General features: G+C 74.2%; 12 protein-coding genes and 1 tRNA gene. 5 read left to right on the forward strand and 8 right to left on the reverse strand.

The annotated features are described in order from the left end of the window. Positions 1 to 27 precede the first annotated feature (27 nt). Both ACVJO7_RS02480 and ACVJO7_RS02485 read left to right on the forward strand, forming a co-directional pair. Positions 28 to 546, forward strand: coding sequence for a hypothetical protein (locus tag ACVJO7_RS02480; RefSeq protein ID WP_491671505.1), 519 nt, complete (start codon positions 28 to 30; stop codon positions 544 to 546). Positions 547 to 880: 334 nt separating this feature from the next. Next, positions 881 to 1,702, forward strand: a complete 822-nt coding sequence (locus ACVJO7_RS02485; protein WP_491671506.1) for a formate/nitrite transporter family protein — start codon at positions 881 to 883, stop codon at positions 1,700 to 1,702. A 3-nt stretch (positions 1,703 to 1,705) separates the two neighbouring features. Here the strand turns inward: ACVJO7_RS02485 and mfd are convergent, their stop codons facing one another. The 7 genes from mfd to ACVJO7_RS02520 all read right to left on the reverse strand — a co-directional run bounded on the left by mfd (position 1,706) and on the right by ACVJO7_RS02520 (position 11,502). Continuing rightward, positions 1,706 to 5,335 carry a transcription-repair coupling factor gene (mfd, locus tag ACVJO7_RS02490; protein WP_491671507.1) on the reverse strand — a complete coding sequence of 1,210 codons (3,630 nt, stop codon included), beginning with the start codon at positions 5,333 to 5,335 and terminating at the stop codon, positions 1,706 to 1,708. Positions 5,336 to 5,458: 123 nt separating this feature from the next. Beyond that, positions 5,459 to 6,286 (reverse strand): siderophore-interacting protein, encoded by an 828-nt coding sequence (locus ACVJO7_RS02495; RefSeq protein WP_491671508.1) that lies wholly within the window; start codon positions 6,284 to 6,286, stop codon positions 5,459 to 5,461. Positions 6,287 to 7,323: 1,037 nt separating this feature from the next. Beyond that, on the reverse strand, positions 7,324 to 7,593 hold the full coding sequence (locus ACVJO7_RS02500) for a DUF2277 domain-containing protein (protein ID WP_491671509.1): 270 nt from the start codon (positions 7,591 to 7,593) through the stop codon (positions 7,324 to 7,326). Between the two features lie 68 nt (positions 7,594 to 7,661). Further along, on the reverse strand, positions 7,662 to 8,687 hold the full coding sequence (locus tag ACVJO7_RS02505; RefSeq protein ID WP_344026687.1) for an NAD-dependent epimerase/dehydratase family protein: 1,026 nt from the start codon (positions 8,685 to 8,687) through the stop codon (positions 7,662 to 7,664). 32 nt (positions 8,688 to 8,719) lie between these two features. Next, positions 8,720 to 9,406: a PIG-L deacetylase family protein gene (locus tag ACVJO7_RS02510; RefSeq protein WP_344026689.1), complete on the reverse strand. Its 687-nt coding sequence runs from the start codon at positions 9,404 to 9,406 to the stop codon at positions 8,720 to 8,722. A gap of 31 nt (positions 9,407 to 9,437) precedes the next feature. Next, positions 9,438 to 10,277 (reverse strand): sugar phosphate nucleotidyltransferase, encoded by an 840-nt coding sequence (locus ACVJO7_RS02515; protein ID WP_491671510.1) that lies wholly within the window; start codon positions 10,275 to 10,277, stop codon positions 9,438 to 9,440. 1 nt (position 10,278) lies between these two features. After that, positions 10,279 to 11,502: a methyltransferase domain-containing protein gene (locus tag ACVJO7_RS02520; protein ID WP_491671575.1), complete on the reverse strand. Its 1,224-nt coding sequence runs from the start codon at positions 11,500 to 11,502 to the stop codon at positions 10,279 to 10,281. A gap of 224 nt (positions 11,503 to 11,726) precedes the next feature. Between ACVJO7_RS02520 and ACVJO7_RS02525 the strand changes: the two genes are divergently transcribed. From ACVJO7_RS02525 to ACVJO7_RS02535, 3 genes are all read left to right on the forward strand, one after another. Beyond that, positions 11,727 to 11,797: transfer RNA gene (locus ACVJO7_RS02525), tRNA-Gln, on the forward strand. 216 nt (positions 11,798 to 12,013) lie between these two features. Next, positions 12,014 to 12,445 (forward strand): protein-tyrosine phosphatase family protein, encoded by a 432-nt coding sequence (locus ACVJO7_RS02530; protein ID WP_491671511.1) that lies wholly within the window; start codon positions 12,014 to 12,016, stop codon positions 12,443 to 12,445. Between the two features lie 77 nt (positions 12,446 to 12,522). Further along, positions 12,523 to 12,804, forward strand: a complete 282-nt coding sequence (locus ACVJO7_RS02535; RefSeq protein WP_491671512.1) for a DUF4287 domain-containing protein — start codon at positions 12,523 to 12,525, stop codon at positions 12,802 to 12,804. Between the two features lie 15 nt (positions 12,805 to 12,819). On the opposite strand, the gene ACVJO7_RS02540 is transcribed toward ACVJO7_RS02535, so the two are convergent. Further along, complete coding sequence (locus ACVJO7_RS02540; protein WP_491671513.1) at positions 12,820 to 15,618, reverse strand: helix-turn-helix transcriptional regulator; 2,799 nt, start codon at positions 15,616 to 15,618, stop codon at positions 12,820 to 12,822. Between the last annotated feature and the right edge of the window lie 28 nt (positions 15,619 to 15,646).

Consider the following 15,646-nt stretch of genomic DNA (forward strand, 5'->3'; position numbering starts at 1 on the left):
CGGTGCGGATCCCGGACCCGTCACCGGGTGCGGGCCGCGGCCCGGACCGAGCTCGGCGACGACGGCGAGCACGAGCCCGCCGTCGTCGGCGTGCAGGGCCACCCGGGCGGTGCCGGTCGCGGCGGCCAGCATCGCACCGGCGTGGCCGACCAGCGTCCGGCGCACCTGCGCGGGCGGCTCGGGCCCGGGCGCCGCGGCGGCGAACCGCACGACGAGGCCGCGCCGCTCGGCCCGCTCGACCAGTGCCTCCAGCTCGCCGGCGAGCTCGCCGCCGTCGTCACCGGCGGCGAACAGCCGGCGCAGCCGGGCCGGCTCGACGGCGGCGCGGTGCCGCACGTCCGGGTCGCCGGGGGCCAGCGAGCCGTCCCGCAGGCCGCGCAGCAGCGGCAGCACCCCGGCCCGACGGGCCACGTAGCGCCGCTCCCGGTCGCCGTGCACCCGCTGCGCGATCTCCTCCCGGGTCACGGCGGCGGCCGCCGCGGTGGTCTCCGCCGCGACGGTGCGCAGCGCCACCGCGCCGAGCGCGACCGCCAGGTGCAGGCGTGACCACCGCCGGGACGGCCCGGCCCACCCCGGCCGGGCGGCCCGGCGAACGGCGCGAGCCCGGCCGCCAGGATCCCGACGACGGCCCGCGCGGACACCGCCTACCGGCGGCCCCGGCGGTCCAGGAACCGCGTGGTCGCAGCCTCCTCCGCCTGCGAGGTCCGGAACATCACGGAGAGGGTGTCGCGTCTCCGGCCGTCCCGTTAGCCCGGTCCGGCCCCCGGGTGCCGAACATCTCGTCACGCGGACGCCCGGCCGATACGTGACGAACACGGCGTTTCGGACGAACCGTCACCGTCTACCCGGCATGCGGTCCGCACCGCCAGGAGGAGACACCGTGCCCGACCGGACACCCGCCGAGATCGCACCCGCCGCGGTGGAGCAGGGCGTCGCGAAGGCGAGCCGACACTGGGACTCCGTCGTCGTCGGCTCGTTCCTCGCCGGCGCCTACATCGCCTTCGGCGCGCTCGTCGCGATCAGCGTCTCCTCCGGGATGGACCCCGGGCTCTGGGGGACCCTGCCGACCCTGTTCCTCGGCGGCGCGTTCACGCTCGGCCTGGTACTCGTCGTGATCGGCGGCGCCGATCTGCTCACCGGCAACATGATGCTGCTCCCGCTGGCCGTGCTGCGCCGCAGGCTGCGGTCCGCGGCGGTGCTGAAGAACCTGGCGATCGTGCTGGTCGGGAACCTCGCCGGCGCGGTGTTCGTCGCGTACTTCTTCGCCGTGCAGGCCGGGGTCGTCGGTGACGCCGGATCGCCGGCGGGCAGCCTGGAGCTGCTCGCCTACGAGCGGCTGGTCGGGATCACCGAGTCCAAGGGCGGCTCGGCCGGCGCCTGGGAGGTGTTCCTGCGCGCGGTGGCCTGCAACTGGCTGGTCTGCCTGGCGATCTGGCTCTCGCTCGCCTCCGACCGGATTACCGGGAAGATCCTCGGAATCTTCTTCCCGATCATGGCGTTCGTGGCGATGGGCTTCGACCACGTGGTCGCCAACATGTTCTTCCTGCCGGCCGCGATGTTCGCCGGTGTCCCCGGGCTGACCTGGTCCGACGTGACCGTCAACCTGTCGATCGCGACCGTCGGCAATCTCGTCGGCGGCGTCGTGTTCGTCGCGCTCGCCTACTGGTACCTGTACCTGAAGGACGAGCCCGCCGACGCCTGAGCCTCAGCCGCCGGTCGAGTGCACCGGCGTCGACGACGGCACGATCTGCGCCAGCAGCTCCGCGCACCAGCCGAGCAGCTCGACGTCGCGCACCGGCGCCCCGCCGATCCGCCCGCCCTGCACCGGCTTCGGCACCGTGACGACCTGCGCCGCCGCCTTGTACTGGGCCTTCGGGTAGAGCCGGCGCAGCCGCAGCTGCGCCGAGTCCGGCAGCTGCACCGGGCCGATCCGCAGCTGCGTCCCGGCCGAGGCGACCTCGCGGACGCCGAGCCTGCGGCACAGCTGCCGGAACCGGGCCACCTCCAGCAGGTTGCGCACCGGGGTCGGCGGCTCGCCGTAGCGGTCGGTCAGCTCCTCCACGATCGCGCCCAGCGCGGCGTCGTCCGGCGCCTCGGCGATCTTGCGGTAGACCTCCAGCCGCAGCCGCTCGCCGTCGACGTAGTCGTGCGGCACGTGCGCGTCGACCGGGAGATCGACCCGGACCTCGGGCAGGTCATCCTCGATCTCCCCGGCCTCGCCGCCCGCCTGCCTGCGGAACGCGGCGACCGCCTCTCCGACCAGCCGGATGTAGAGATCGAAGCCGACGCCGGCGATGTGCCCGCTCTGCTCGGCGCCCAGGATGTTCCCGGCGCCCCGGATCTCCAGGTCCTTCATCGCCACCGCGGCGCCCGAGCCCAGCTCGGAGTGCTGGGCGATGGTCGCCAGCCGGTCGTGCGCGGTCTCGGTGAGCGGGTGCTCGGGCGGGAACAGGAAGTAGGCGTAGCCGCGCTCCCGGCCACGGCCCACCCGGCCGCGCAGCTGGTGCAGCTGGGACAGCCCGAGGGTGTCCGAGCGCTCGACGATCAGCGTGTTGGCGTTGGAGATGTCCAGCCCGTTCTCGACGATCGTGGTGCACACCAGCACGTCGGACTCGCGATGCCAGAACGCGCTGACGGTGCGCTCCAGCAGGTCCTCGTGCATCTGGCCGTGCGCCACCGCGACCCGGGCCTCGGGCACCAGGTTCTGCACGTGCCGGGCGGCCCGGTCGATCGAGGACACCCGGTTGTGCACGTAGAACACCTGGCCGTCGCGCAGCAGCTCGCGGCGGACCGCGGCGGCGACCTGCTTGTCGTCGTAGGCGCCGACGTAGGTCAGCGTCGGGTGCCGGTCCTCGGGCGGGGTGGTGATCGCCGACATCTCGCGGATCCCGGCGAGGCTCATCTCCAGGGTCCGCGGGATCGGCGTCGCGGAGAGCGTGAGCACGTCGACGTGCGCCCGCAACGCCGTGATGTGCTCCTTGTGCTCGACCCCGAAGCGCTGCTCCTCGTCGACGACCACCAGGCCGAGGTCCTTGTAGCGGACCCCGGTCTGCAACAACCGGTGGGTGCCGACGACAACGTCCACCTCGCCCTCGGCGAGCTTCGCGATCGTCTCCTTCGCCTCGGCCGGATCGGTGAACCGGGACAGCCCGCGCACGGTCACCGGGAACGCACGCATCCGCTCGGCGAAGGTCGACAGGTGCTGGGTGGCCAGCAGCGTCGTCGGCACCAGCACGGCGACCTGCTTGCCGTCCTGCACCGCCTTGAACGCCGCCCGCACCGCGATCTCGGTCTTGCCGAAACCGACGTCGCCGGAGATCACCCGGTCCATCGGCACCGGCCGCTCCATGTCCCGCTTGACCTCGTCGATCGCGGTCAGCTGGTCGGGCGTCTCGGTGTAGGGGAAGGCGTCCTCCAGCTCCCGCTGCCACGGGGTGTCCGCGCCGAAGGCGTGCCCCGGGGACGCCTGGCGCGCCGCGTAGAGCTGCACCAGCCCGGCGGCGATGTCCTTGACCGCCTTGCGCGCACGGCCCTTGGTCTTCGCCCAGTCGGCACCGCCCAGCTTGTTCACCGCGGGCTGCTCACCGCCGACGTAGCGGCTGATCTCGTCCAGCGCGTCGGTCGGCACGAACAGCCGGTCCGCGGGCTGGCCCCGCTTCGACGACGCGTACTCCAGCACCAGGTACTCACGGGTGGCGCCCTGGACGGTGCGTTCCTTCATCTCCACGAAGCGCCCGATGCCGTGCTGGTTGTGCACCACGTAGTCGCCGGGCTGCAGCACCGCCAGGTCGACGGCGTTGCGCCGGCGCGGGGTGGTCTTGCGCGGCGCCGCGTCCAGCCCGGCCCGGCTGCCGGTGAGATCGGCCTCGGACACCAGCACCAGGCCGACGTCGGTCGCGGTGAAGCCGTTCAGCATCCGGCCGCAGGTGACCGTGACGATCCCCTTGTCCGGTGCCTCGGGCAGGGCGTCGACCTTCACCGCGGGCACCTCGGCCTCGCGCAGCTGCTCCATCGAGCGGTCCGCGGTGCCCTGGCCGGCGAGCACCAGCACCGCGGCGCCGCCGGTGGCGACGTGCGCGCGCAGGTCGGTCAGCGCCCGGTCGATGTCGCCGCGGTAGGGCTCGAGCTCGTGCACGGCGGGCACGATCGCGTCGTCGGAGCCGGACAGCAGCGGGGACAGCGACACCACCGGCCGCCCGGTGGCGGTGGCGTGCTCGAGGGTGGTGGTGAGATCCCGGTACGCGGAGCCGGAGACGTCGATCGGCGCCTCGCCGCCGGCGCCGCTCGCCAGCCAGGAGGCCTCCAGGAACTCCTGCCCGGTGCGCACCAGGTCGGCGCAGCGGGTGCGGATCCGCTCCGGATCGGCGACCAGCACCCGGGTGCCGTCCGGGAACAGGTCGGTGAGCGGCTGCATCTCGGACCCTGCGAGGACCGGGATCAGCGACTCCATCCCCTCCCCGGCGATGCCCTCGGCCAGCTTCTCCAGCAGCTCGCGCAGCGGGTTGCGGTTCAGACCGGCCGTCTCGGGCTGCTCCGCGGCCAGCGCACTGGCCCGCGCCCGGACCGGCCCGGTGAGCAGCAGCTCCCGGCAGGCCGGGACGACCACCCGGTCCACCTCGCCGACCGAGCGCTGGTCGGCGACCGAGAACGCCCGCAGCTCGGACACCTCGTCGCCCCAGAACTCGACGCGCACGGGATGCTCGGCGGTCGGCGGGAAGACGTCGAGCAGGCCGCCGCGCACGGCGAACTCACCGCGCGCGGTGACCATCTCGGCGCGGGTGTAGGCCAGCTCGACCAGCCGCTCCAGCAGCTGCTCGAAGTCGTGCTCCTCGCCCGGGGCGAGCGTCACCGGCTCGAGCGCACCCAGCCCGGGGGCGACCGGCTGGATCAGGCTGCGCGCCGCGGTGACGACCACCCGCGGCGCGGTCGCCGCCGACGCCAGCCGGTGGAAGATCGTCAGCCGCCGGGCGACGGTGTCCGGCCGCGGCGAGAGCTTCTCGTGCGGCAGCGTCTCCCACGACGGCAGCACGACGACCGGGGCGCCGGCGCTGTCGGTGACGGTGTCGGCGGCGGCGTCCAGCGCCTCGCCGTGCCCGAGCAGGTCGGACACCGCGGCCGCGAGGTCCTCCGCCTCCCGGTCGGTGGCGGTCACGGCCAGCACGGTCGACGACCCGGCGAGGGCCGCGGTGAGCAGCGGCCGCAGCGCCGCCGGACCCTCGACGCCCACCGCGGGTGTCTCGGTGGTGCGGGTGTCGGCGTCGCGGGCGGCATCGACGGCGGCCCGCAGGCCGGCGTCGGACAGGGCGGAGGTGAGCAGACCGGACAGGATGGCCACGACGGCGCTGGCTCCTCGATCGGGAGTGGGCTGGCGGTGCGCAGGACAGACCCCTGCCCGGGTCACGTGCGATCCGGGTCGGGGGCGCCGGCTCCCGACGATACGCCCGGCCCGCGGGCCGGGTCAGAGCAACCCGTCGCGCTCCAGGTTCTGCTCGTAGAGGTCGAGCATGGCCTCCTCGTCGCCGCCGCCCGCGGCCTCGGCCGCGGCGTAGGCCCGCTCGTAGCGGTCCTGGTTCTCCGCCCAGTGCCTGCGGAAGGTGTCGGCGTCGCGGCGCCAGTAGCCGAGCACCCCGTAGGCCGACGACGGCAGGCCGCGCTCGTGCCGCAGGTGCTTGCGGGCGGCGCGGGTGGCCGCGGCCTCCCCGCCGACGTAGACGTAGCCGGGACCCGCGGGCAGCTCCAGCCCCGCGACGATGTCGGCGAGCCGGCTGGTCCGCTCCGAGGCCGGCACCCGCCGCACCCGCACGCCGGACGGGAAGTCGGCCGGGATCTCGTCGACCTCCAGCACCACCTCGGTGTCGATCCCGGCCGGGGTCTCCGCGACCACCCGGGCCAGTGCCGGGACGACGGCCGCGTCGCCGACGAGGATCTGCCAGCCGGCGTCGGCCGGGCGCTTGAACCAGCTGTGACTGCGGGAGACGCCGATCTCGTCGCCGACGCAGGCCCGCCGGGCCCAGCCCGCGCCGACACCACCGGGATGGCAGACGAGGTCGATGCTGGCCCGCGTGCGGCAGGGACTGACGGCGCGCAGCGTGTACCAGCGGCCGAGATCGTCGCGGCCGCCGCCGGGCAGCGGGAAGTGGAAGACGCAGGCCTCGTCGGGCACGCCGGCGAGACCGATCCCGGCCAGCGCCTCGCCCTCGATCTCGGCCCGGACGAAGGTCTCCGACAGCCGCTCCAGGGCCACCACCCGGACCGCCGGACGCTCGTCGGTCACCGCTTCGGTCACGCCGCCGCCCCCTTCCGTAGGTGAGCCTCAGCTCATCATGTGCATCGCGAACAGGTCCAGAGCCGGTCGCACATCGGGACGATTACGACACTGTGTCACTACTATCTTCCATCGTAGAACGACACCCGATCAGGTGCGCTAACGTCCGACGGCGTCAGCCGGGTATTCCGGTTCCCGAACGGACGGAGAACACCGTTGATCACGGTCTACCTGGACCGCCGATCGGCGACGACGAGCGTCGCGAACTGCTGTTCGGCGGGGACTTCTTCCTCTACACCGACATCGGTGGCGCCGACGCACGCCGACCACTCGAAGGACCTGATCGGCAGGCGTTCGACGGCCTGGACCCCGAGTGCGCCCAGTACGAGATGGACGTCGACGAGCTCGTCCGCCGGGTCGAGCCGCTGGAGCGCGAGTTCACCAACGGGCAGCGCGCGAGGAGCTGTGCCGGCAGTTCGCGACCGATCTCGGCGTCGATCCCGAGCTCACCTACTCCGACATCCCGCGGTTGCGGGTGATCCCGGCCGACCAGTTCCTGACCGCCGGGGTCTCCTACAACTACAAGGCGCACCGAGACATGTGGTACGGCCATCCGCAGCAGCTGGTGAACTACTGGACGCCGGTGTTCCCGGTCGTCGGCGACAACGTGATGAGCATGTACACCGACTATTTCGACCGACCGGTGAAGAACGGGTCGAACCAGTACGACTACGACGAATGGGTCCCCAAGCACCGCACCGCTGCGGCCGGGGAGAAGACCACCGACACCCGTCCGCACCCGCTGCCGCTGGAGGACTTCACGTCCCGCGGCGAGATCCTGCGGACCATCAACCCTCGACGACGTCCGGCGCGGCCGCGGCCCGCGCAACGTGGACTCCGGCGCGACCGGCACCACGCTCGGCGACTTCCTGCGCGTCTCCGACCTGGCCCCGCCCGACGCGGACGAGTTCGCCGACGCCCTCACCCGCTCCTGACCGCAGCGGGCCGCGGGGCGGCGGCGCACACCGCCGCCGCCCGGCCGCCCCCGCACGGTCCGGTCAGCGGGCGTAGCGCAGCTCCGCGCGGGCCCTGGCCCTCGCCGCCTCCACCTCGCGGTCCTTCGGCGGGGCCGTCGTGGTCAGCCCGTCCAGCAGCTCCCGGGTCGCCTCGGCGACCGCCGCCACCGCCCGGTCGAACACCTCGGCGTTGGCCTGCGACGGCTTCGCCGAGCCCGAGATCTTGCGGACGTACTGCAGCGCCGCCGCCTGCACCTCGTCGGTGTCGGCGGGCGGCTCGAAATTGTGCAGCGTCCGGATGTTGCGGCACATCGGCGCCTCCGGTGCTCGTGGGTGGTGTCGCGGTGCAACCACGATAACCACCCACGAGCGGCCGGCGGCTACTTCACGACGTGCATCGACCCGTCCAGCTCGCCCGCCTTCTGCCGCGCGTTCAGCACGGCGAGCCGGGTGAAGGAGTTGTCGAACGCGTCCTGGGTGAGGCCGCGGGCCTGGTACTCGGTGGCGAGCTGCTCGGCACCGGCCGGGATCGTCCAGCCCGCCTCGAAGCCGAGCTCCTTGCGGGCCCGGGAGAAGTCGACCCGGTACGAGCGCGGGTCGTTGCCGGCCTCCCCGGTGATGTTCAGCGTCGAGCCGGGGACGGCGTCGATGACCGCCTGGGCGATCTCGGCGACGGTCCGGTTGTTCTTCTCGGTGCCGACGTTGTAGGCGCGCGCCCGGACGACGTCCGCGGGGGCCTCCAGGGCGGCGACGACCGCACCGGCGATGTCCTCGGCGTGCGCCAGCGGGCGCCACGGGGTGCCGTCGGAGAGCACGGTGACCTCGCCGGTGAGCACGGCGCGCCCGACCAGGTTGTTCAGCACGATGTCGGCGCGCAGCCGCGGCGAGAAGCCGAACGCGGTGGCGTTGCGCATCGAGACCGGCACGAAGTCGCCGGAGGCCAGCTCGGCGAGATCGTCTTCGACCCGGACCTTGGAGATCGCGTACGGGGTGACCGGCTTGAGCGGGGCGTCCTCGTCGACCAGGTCGTCGCCGGACTGCGCGCCGTACACCGAGCAGGTCGAGGCGTAGACGAACCGCCCGACGCCGGCCTCCTTCGACAGCGTCGCCAGCCGGGTGGAGGCGTGGTGGTTGATGTCGTAGGTGATCTCCGGTGCCATCGAGCCGAGCGGGTCGTTCGACAGTGCGGCCATGTGCACCACGGCGTCGAAGCCCTGCAGCTGCTCGACGGTGACGTCCCGCAGGTCGGTGCTGAAGCCGTCGACGTCGGGGGTGTCCAGCGATCCCAGCACGCAGGAGGCGAACAGCCCCGAGTCGAGCCCGGTGACCTCGTGGCCGGCGGCGGCGAGGATCGGTGCCATCACCGTTCCCAGGTAGCCCTGATGTCCGGTGAGCAGTACCCGCATGGTGATCCCTTCGAGAGTGTGGTCGTTCGAGGTCAGGCGGCGCCGAAGCCGGGCGAGGGCTCGGATCCGGCGATCGGTGCGACGGACAGGGTGAGCTTCTGCACGTGGAACGCCTCGGCGTAGCGGGCGTGGCACTGCACGCCGCGCACCCGGGCTAGCCCGCGGAAGGTCTCGTCGTCGAACCAGGGACGGTCCTGCTGGGAACCGTAGTGCTCGCCCAGCTTCACGATCTTCTCGGTCAGCACCGGCTCGGCGAGCGGGAGGTAGACGCCGGGCTGGGCGAGGTCGCCCTCCCACTTGAGGATCTCGTAGCCCAGCGTCAGGTGGTCCCGGTAGGCGGTCGGGATCATCTGGGCGAGCGTCCGGTGGTCCTGGTGGGCGTCGTGCGGGGACGGCCCGATGACCAGGTCGGGCTCACCCCGGGTGCGCAGCTCCTCGAGCGCCATCTTGGCGCGCTCCCAGTGCTGCGGCACCCGGCCGTCCGGCAGGTCCATGACGGTGACCTCGAGCTCGGCGCCCGGCGTGAACGCGGCCAGCGCCGACCGCTCCTCCTCCTCGCGCAGCGACCCGGCACCGGTCAGGACCAGCGCGGTGACGTGCACGCCCGGATAGGCGCGGCACAGCTCGAGGAGCGTGCCGCCCGCTCCGATCGCGATGTCGTCGCAGTGCGCGCCCAGCAGCAGGATGCGGTCCAGCCGCTCGGGCAGCAGGTTCAGCACGGTCTCTCGGTCCCTCCGGCAACTCGGCGCGTCAGTCGCGCTGGTGGCTGCTGCTGTGCATCGCGACGATCGCGGCCTGCAGCGGGTCGCGATCGGTCCCGTGCGACTCCCACAGCATCCACGGCCGGGCGCCGCCCTGGTAGGCGGCCTCCAGAGCGTTGCGCTCCTTCACGGTGTCCGCGGGCTGCCAGAATCCCCGGTGACGGAACGCCGCCATCCTGCCCTTGCGGGCCAGCGGTGCACACACGTCGCCGATCAGGTCACAGTCCTTCTCGAGATACTCGAAGACGCCGGGCCGGAACATCAGGTAGCCGCCGTTCTCCCAGAGCGGCATCTCCTGCAGCGTGGTGATCGACTCCAGCTTCCCGTCGTCGGTCACGTCGACGCAGTGGAACGCCGACTGCGGCGGGACGGCCATCAGCTGACCGATCGCGTCGGTCCCGCGGAACTGCTCGACCATCCGGTCCAGCGGCGCGTCGGTGAGGACGTCGGCATAGTTGGCGTGGAACATCTCGTCGTCCTCCACGAGATGGCGGACCCGCCGCAGCCGCTCGCCGATCGGCGAGTCCAGGCCGGTGTGCACGAACGTGATGTTCCAGTCCTGGATGTCGCTGCCCATCAGATCGACCTCGCCGTGGTGCAGCACGAAGTCGTTGGACTCGGTCTCGTCGTAGTTCAGGAAGTAGTTCTTGATGTGGTGCGCGCCGTAGCCCAGGCACAGGGTGAAGTCCTTGTGCCCGAAATGGGCGTAGTAGCGCATCACGTGCCAGATCAGCGGCCGGGGACCGACCGGATGCATCGGCTTCGGGAGATCGGAGGCGCCGTCGCGCATCCGCATGCCGTAACCACCGCAGAACAGGACGACCTTCACGTCAGACCACCTCGAGCGACGGGATCGGGAACACCAGCCGGCCACCCCAGTCGTGCACGTGTGCCAGCTGCTCGGTGAGCTCGGCGCGCAGGTTCCAGGGCAGGACGAGCACGTAGTCGGGACGGTCCCGGGTGATCCGTTCCGGATCGTGGATCGGGATCCGGGTCCCCGGCGTCAGCCGGCCGTGCTTGTACGGGTTCCGGTCCACCGTGTACTCGAGCAGGTCGGGCCGGATCCCGCAGTAGTTGAGCAGGGTGTTGCCCTTGCCGGGGGCGCCGTAGCCGACGACCCGCTTCCCCTGCCTGCGGGCGTCGATCAGGAACGACACCAGGTCGTCGCGGATGGTGGAGACGGCCTCGGCGAACCCGTCGTGCCCCTCCGGGCTGTGCAGGCCGGCCGCCGCCTCGGCGGCGAGCACCTCGCGCACCCGCTCGCCCGGCTCGCCGGCCGCGCCGTCCGGCCGGGCCCACATCCGGATCGAGCCGCCGTGCGTGTCGAGCAGCTCGACGTCGACCAGGGTCAGCCCGCCCGCGGCGAGCGCCCGCTGCCCGGTGAGCAGCGTGTAGTACTGGAAGTGCTCGTGGTAGATCGTGTCGAATTGGCGGCGCTCGACCAGCGTGAGCAGGTGCTGGACCTCGATCGAGACCCAGCCGTCGTCGGCGACCATGGCGCGCAGGCCCTGCGCGAAGCCGACGACGTCCGGGATGTGCGCGAACACGTTGTTGCCGCAGACCAGATCGGCCGGGCCGTGCTCGGCGCGCACCCGGGCGCCGGTCTCCGGGGTGAGGAACGCGGTGAGCGTCGGGACGCCCTTCTGCCGGGCCGCCTCGCCGACGTTCACGCTGGGCTCCACGCCGAGGCAGCGGATGCCCTTCCCGACGACGTGCTGGAGCAGGTACCCGTCGTTGCTGGCGACCTCGACGACGAACGAGTCCGGTCCCAGGCCGATCCGCTCGGCGGCGGTGTCGACGAACCGGCGGGCGTGCCCCACCCAGGACGAGCTGAACGACGAGAAGTAGGCGTACTCGGAGAACGTCTCCTCCGGCGTGATCTCCGGCGGGAGCTGGGCCAGCAGGCAGGCGTCGCACACCCGGACGTGCAGCGGGTAGGTGACCTCCGGCCGGCCCGCCGCCTCGGGCGTGAGGAACAGCTCGCACGGCGGCGTCGCGCCGAGGTCGCAGAAGCTGCGCAGGTCCGTGGAACCGCACAGCCGGCAGGTCAGCACGGCTTCGGGTGCCTCCGCCGCGCCGGTCTCCACGCCGCTCTGCCCGGACCCCCCCGTTTTCAGCACAGAACTCAGTCTGTCAACCGGGCGCGCCGACGGCACGCCCGGGGGGGGCGTCGCCCGATAGTGGGTGTTTGTCCGGGGACGGACCCTCGCAAACCGGACCGGGGATGAGATGCGCCGCGAAGGCGTTTGATCGTTCATGTCACCATGACTCGGCGCGATCCGCCGTGGTGTAACGGCAGCACCTCGGATTTTGGTTCCGATGGTCCAGGTTCGAATCCTGGCGGCGGAGCAAGGCCCCGACACACAAGACGCCCCCGCAGCGTCGCCCCGCCCCGCCCCCCGCATCCGCACGGGTTCCTCGCGTTCGCACGGGATCGGACCCCGTGCGAACGCCACGACCCCGTGCGAACGCATGATCTCGCCGTTGGCGGGGAGGGTGGACGTGCGCTGTTCGGGAGGGCGATGCTGGTCCGGGGACGACGGGTTGCGGGGAGGCGGGACGGGCGTGGCGGACACCTGGACCGAGGACGCGCCCGGCGTGCTGCGCCTGCCGTCCGGACGGTTGGTCCGCGGCCGCGCACTGCGCCGGCCGCTGCCCGACGGGCCGGTCCCCGACTTCGGGCTCTACCTGCCCGGCCGCGAACCCGAACCGACCGCCTGGCCGTCGCGCTGGGTGCGCTGGCCGGACTTCCTGCTCCCCGCCGACCGAATCGCGTTCACCTCGGGCCTGCACGAACTGCTCGACCGGGCCGGGTCCGGACGGGTGGAGGTCGCCTGCGCCGGCGGGTCCGGGCGCACCGGCACCGCACTCGCCTGCCTGGCCGTCCTCGACGGCGTCCCGGCCCGCGACGCCGTCGGCCACGTGCGCCGGCACTACTCGCCGCGGGCCGTCGAGACCCCGTGGCAGAAGCGGTTCGTGCGGCGCTTCGGCGGCTGAGACAGCCGTCACCGATGAGTCCCGGCCGGACGCACGGTCGGACGGTGGACAGCAGACCCGACAGAACGGACAGGCGCATGTCGTTCCAGGCGTACCTCGACGCGATCGAGAAGAAGACCGGGAAGATCCCGGCCGAGCTGGTCGCCGAGGCGACGGCGCGGGGCTTCGGCACCGGGACGAAGGCCGGGGACATCGTCGCCTGGCTGAAGGCCGACCACGACCTCGGTCGCGGGCACGCGATGGCGCTGGCCCACGTCGTCCGCAACGGCACCACCATCAGCGACACCCACGTCGGGACGACCGGCCCGCACCGCGACGAGTCGACCGAGCTGCGGCTCGACGGGATCGCGAACCGCTGACCCGCGCCGCCGCGCTCAGTCCGGCCGGTCCGGTGCGGGCAGCGCCGCGATCAACCCGGTCCTGCCCTCGATCCCCAGCTTGGCGTAGGCGTGCGCGAGGTGCGTCTCCACCGTGCGCACCGACAGCACCAGCCGGCGGGCCACCTCGGCGTTGCTCGCCCCATCGGCCGCGAGCTCGGCGATCTCCCGTTCCCGGCCGGTCAGCCGGGGCCGGACCAACCGGTCCAGCGCGGGCGTCCGCGCGCCGCAGCCGCCCGCCAGCTCGGTGGCCCGGGCGGCCGACGCCGCGGAGCGGCGACGCTCCCCCGCCCGGTGGTGCGCGGCGGCCGCGGCGGCTGCGACGTCGGCGGCCTCCAGCCGGGCGCCGGCCAGCGCGAGATCGGCGGCCACCCGGTCGAGCCGGCCACCCGCGCCCGGGCCGGCCCGGGCCGCCGCGGACGCGTGCGCGGCGAACAGCTGCAGCAGTGGGGACCGGCCGCGGGCCGCGCGATCGGCGAGCCGGTCGACGACCCGGTCCGGTCGGCCGAGCCGGGCCACGTCGTGCAGCAGGACGACCTCGGTGACCAGGTCGCCGCGGGACGCCGCGGACCGCGCCCCGGCGAGCAGCGCGCGGACCGGTGCGGCGCCGGAGTTGTCCGCGGCCTGCAGCCAGGCCCTGGCCCGGGTGACCGCGGCGGCCGCGGCCGGCGGCACCCGCCCGGGCAGGCCGTCGAGCAGCGCACGGGCCCGGTCCCGGTCACCGGTGAGCACGTGCACCAGCGCGAGCGTCGCGGAGCAGTCGGCCGCCAGCCCCAGCGGGTCGCGGTCGGCGGTGCCGGCCCGCGCCTCGGCGAGATGCCGGCCCGCGGCGTCGAGATCCCCCCGGACCAGTGCGGCGCGCCCACGGTGCCAGGCGATCCAGGCGTCCCCGGCCCAGCCGGGTGCGGCGAGATTGTGGCGGTGCGCGTCCTCGGCGGCGCGCCGGAGATCCTCCGGGCGGCCGGCGACGCGCAGCGCGGACAGCTCCGCGTCCACCAGCAGCAGCCCGGTGAGTGCGGACTCGGCGCGGCCGTCCGGGTCCGGAGCCGACCGCACCCCGGCGACGGTGTCGAGCGCCTCGGCGGGACGGCCCGCCGCGGCGAGCCGGCCGGCCCGGGCGGCCGCGGCGAGCGCGGCCCAGCGGCCGCCGGGCAGGTCCTGCCCGACGGTTGCGGGCTCGCGCCGCGCGGGCGCGTCCCCGGGATCCGGGTCGGCCCCGACCCCCGGACCGGGGTCGCCCGGCACCGGACCCGGCGACCCGTCGGGCTGCCCCACCTGCGACGACGCGGCCCTGGCGAGCGCGACGCCGTCCAGCCGGGCGGCGGCCTCCAGCACCGCGACCTCCGCGGCGAGCGCGTCCCGGGGGCCGACCAGCTCCCCCGGGCCGGGCCGTTCCCGCGGAGAAGTCCGGTCCCCCGGGCAGGGCCGGTCCCCCGAGGAAATCCGGTCCCCCGGGGCCGCTGACGACGCGAGGCCCGCCGGAGCCACCGGACCGCCCGGGCCCGATCCGTCCACCCCACCCGCCGACGGCTCCCCCGCGAGCGCCTCCTCGGCCGCCGCGAGCGCCGGCTCACCGGCCCGCCGCGCGAGCAGCGCCCGGGTCATCGCGAGCCGGGCCGGCCCGTCACCGGTACGCACCCGCCGGCCGGCCTCCGCCAGCAGCGGCGGCAGCTCGGCCCCGCGGTCCTGCCAGCGCAGCGACTCGATCAGTTCCAGATGCGCGTTCCCGTCCCGGTCGTCGGCGAGTGCCTGCCGGGCGATCCGCTCGGCGCGGGCGTGGGCCAGCTCGCGGTTCGCCGCGACCGCGGCCGCGACCGGGTCCGGGGCCGGGGCGTCGCCCGGCTCCCGGGTGGCGGGCACGTCCGGCTCGGCGCGCCCCGCCCCGGCGACGACCGCGGCCACGAACGGCGGCACCGCGGCCCGCCCGGCGCGGTCGGTCCGCACCAGCTCGCGGCGGACCAGCTCCCCCGCACCGCCCGGCCCGGCACCCGGCCCGCCCGCCACCAGCCGCTCCAGCGCGGCCCACTCGTCGGGCGCCAGACCGGCCAGCACGAACGATCCGAGCCGCGGCGGCGGCTCCATCGGGCCGTCCCACCGCCACGGACCGGCGCCCCGGGTGAGCCGGCCCGACTCGTACCCCGCGCGCACCAGCTCGCACAGGAACAGCGGGGTGCCCTGGGCCAGCTCGCGCAACCGCTGCGCGGTGCGGGCCTCCACGTCGCCGCCGAGCATGCCGTGCAGCAGCCGGTCGGTGTCCGCCTCGGCGAGCGGTCGGACCGCGACCGGGCGCACGTCGTCGCCGAGGGTGCGCAGCCGGTCGACCGGGGCGCGGTCGCTGCGCTCGGTCGCGACGACCGTCGCGTCCCCGGCGAGCAGCAGCTGCTCCAGCACCGAGCGGGTGAGGTCGTCGAGCCGGTGCGCGTCGTCGACCGCGATCACCGGGCGGTCCCCGCGCAGCGCGGCGAGCGCGTGCTGCAGCAGGACGAACCGGTCCGGATCCCCCGGCACCGGCGGTACCGCGTGCGCGAGGGGGCCCAGCGGGACGTCCGGTCCGGTCCCGGTGACCAGCACCGTGCGGCGCCCCAGATCGCGGGCGATGCGGACGGCCTCACGCAGCAGCCGGGTCCGCCCCACCCCGAGCGGCCCGGTCAGCAGCACACCGCCCGGTTGCCCGTCGGTCAGGAACCGCTGCAGGACGGCCAGTTCCGCGTCCCGCCCGACCAGCGGCGGATGCGTGCTCAGCACCTCCGGGCCGGCGTCGTGCCGGCGGTCGGACGACGGCGCCACTCCGGCCACGCGGTCCTCCCGTCCTCGGCGATCGTCT

The sequence above is a fragment of the Pseudonocardia sp. DxW genome (assembly GCF_058448985.1).

Excerpts from the sequence above, each read along its gene's own strand:
- ACVJO7_RS02500 (WP_491671509.1), bottom strand. The coding sequence starts at position 7,593 with ATGTGCCGCAACATCCGGACGCTGCACAATTTCGAGCCGCCCGCCGAC.
- ACVJO7_RS02505 (WP_344026687.1), bottom strand. The coding sequence starts at position 8,687 with ATGCGGGTACTGCTCACCGGACATCAGGGCTACCTGGGAACGGTGATG.
- ACVJO7_RS02535 (WP_491671512.1), top strand. The coding sequence starts at position 12,523 with ATGTCGTTCCAGGCGTACCTCGACGCGATCGAGAAGAAGACCGGGAAG.